Genomic DNA, 2861 nt, shown 5'->3' with positions numbered 1-2861 from the left:
ACAGTGCCACGCGGCGCCCACGCCGAGGCAGCACCCTGCACCCGGACCAGCCGGCGCACGAACACACCGCTCGCCCGAACCGCGACCTGGTCCTCGTCGCCGAGGCCGGCGAGCACGGCGGCCAGTCGGCCCCGGGCCCGCTCGTCCAGCACCTCGGGCAGATCGACCAGACCGCCCCAGCCCTGCGGGTGCTCCAGGCCGACCACTCGACCCAGACCCCAGACCTGCGCCTGCGCCGCATCACGCAGCACATCCGCACGACCCGTCGACACGGCGCCGTTGGTCAGCAGCCAGAGCGGGGCCTCGACGCCCGCGTCGGCGAGCGCCTGAACCGTGACCAGCGTCGACAGCACGGTGTCCGCCACGACGACGGCACCGACCAGATCCTCGACCTCGGCCACGGCCAGGCCGATACGGGCGGCCAGCTCCTCCCGGTCCGGCACACCCGCGCCGATCTCCACCGGCAGAACAACGCCACCGTGCCCGGACAGCGCGGCAACCACACCCGCCGACTCGACACCGGCCGGGACCAGCACCAGCCAGGTCCCGCCCAGGACGGCCGGCTGCCCACCGACACCCGCAACCGGCTTCCACGTCACCCGGTAGCGCCAGCCCTCGGCCGCCGACTCCTCCTGCCGCCTGCGACGCCAGGACGACAGCGCGGGCAACAGCGCGTCCGCACTGTCCTCCCGACGCACATCGAGCGTCGACAGGAACGTGTCCAGATCCCCCGCGTCAACCGCATCCCAGAACCGCGCCTCGGCCGCACTCAGCGCGACCGCACCCTCCGACACGACCTCACGCTCGGCGGCCTGCGGCCAGTAACGCTGACGCTGGAAGGCATACGTCGGCAGCTCGACCCGGCGCACACCCGCACCAGCGAACACACCCCTCCAGTCCACAGCGACACCATGGACGTGAACAGTCGCAAGCGCCGTCAGCGCGGTCTGCGCCTCCGAACGCTCAGCACGCAGAGCCGGAGTGAACACACCCTGCTCCACGCACTCCTGGCCCATGGCCGACAGCACACCGTCCGGGCCAAGCTCCAGGTACGTGGTGACACCCTCGGCTTCGAGGGCCCGCATGCCGTCGGCGAAGCGGACCGCCCGGCGCACGTGCTGCACCCAGTACTCGGGCGAGCACAACTCCTCGGCGGCGGCCAGGGCGCCGGTCACATTGGACACCACCGCGATCTGCGGCGCCGAGTAGGTCAGGCCCTCCGCCACCTGGCGGAAGTCGTCCAACATCCCGTCCATCAAGGGCGAGTGGAAGGCATGCGAGACATGGAGACGCTTCGACTTCTCGAACTGGTCGGCGATGGCCAGGACTTCGGACTCATCGCCCGAAATCACCACGGAGGTCGGGCCGTTGACGGCGGCGATGCTCACGTTCTCGGTCAGCAGTGGCAGGACGTCGGCCTCGGAGGCCTTGACCGCCACCATCGCGCCGCCCTCGGGCAGCGCCTGCATCAGCCGGCCGCGAGCGGACACCAGCGCCACCGCGTCGTCCAGCGACAGCACACCCGCGACATGCGCGGCCGCCAGCTCACCGATCGAGTGGCCCACCAGGAAGTCCGGGCGCACCCCCCAGCTCTCGAACAGACGGAACAGCGCGGTCTCCACCGCGAACAGCGCCACCTGGGTGAACTCCGTACGGGCCAGAACGTCCGCGTCCTCCCCGAACACCGCCTCCCGCAGCGGCAGTTCGACCCTCGCGCAGACCGCGTCGAACGCGTCCGCGAACACCGGGAAGGCGTCGTACAGCTCACGCCCCATGCCCGGACGCTGGCTTCCCTGCCCCGTGAACAGGAACGCCGTCCGCCCGGCACCCGCCGTACCCGTGATCAGCCCGGCAGCGGAGCGACCCTCGGCCAACGCCGCCAGACCGCCCCGGAACGAGGCGAGGTCCTCCGCGACCACCGCGGCCCGGTGCTCCAGCGCGGCACGCGTGGTGGCCAGCGAGAAGCCGACCTCGGCCGGCGACAGGTCGCCGCCCTCGTCCAGCACGGCCAGCAGTCGGCTGGCCTGCGCCCGGAGCGCCTCCGGGCTGCCCGCCGACAGCACCCACGGCGCCACCGGACCGGCCTCGTCGGCCGGGGCCGCGGCCTGCGGCGCCTCGACCGCCGCCGGGGCCTGCTCGATGATGACGTGCGCGTTGGTGCCGCTCATGCCGAAGGACGACACGCCCGCCCGGCGCGGCGCGCCGGTCTCGGGCCACGGCCGGGCCTCCGTGAGCAGCTCGACCGCGCCCGAGGCCCAGTCGACCTCGGGGGTCGGCTCGTCCACGTGCAGGGTCTGCGGCAGCAGCCCCTCCCGCATCGCCATGACCATCTTGATGATCCCGGCGACGCCGGCGGCGGCCTGGGTGTGGCCGATGTTGGACTTCAACGATCCCAGCCAGAGCGGCTCTTCGGTGCGTTCCTGGCCGTAGGTGGCGAGCAGGGCCTGGGCCTCGATCGGGTCACCCAGTCGGGTGCCCGTGCCGTGCGCCTCGACCGCGTCCACCTCGCCGGCGGACAGCCCGGCGCTGGCCAGCGCCGCGCGGATGACCCGCTGCTGGGACGGACCGTTGGGGGCGGTCAGGCCGTTGCTGGCACCGTCCTGGTTGATCGCCGAACCGCGCACGACCGCGAGCACCGGGTGCCCGTTGCGCTGGGCGTCCGACAGGCGCTCCAGCAGCAGGACGCCCGCGCCCTCGCCCCAGCCGGTGCCGTCGGCGGCGGCGGCGAAGGCCTTGCAGCGGCCGTCCGTCGCCAGGCCGCGCTGCCGGCTGAACTCCACGAAGGTGCCCGGGGTGGACATCACGACCACACCACCGGCCAGCGCCATCGAGCACTCACCGCTGCGCAGCGCCTGCACGGC

Annotated in this window: 1 protein-coding gene; it reads right to left on the bottom strand. The window is 73.1% G+C overall.

Going from position 1 to position 2861, the window contains the following annotated elements; all coding sequences use genetic code 11:
• Positions 1–2861: type I polyketide synthase (locus ACWDBB_RS36090; protein ID WP_449793634.1), on the bottom strand; the 2861-nt coding region annotated here is incomplete at both ends.

Source organism: Kitasatospora sp. NPDC001095, assembly GCF_053598615.1.
This window is presented reverse-complemented; position numbering and strand designations above follow the sequence as displayed.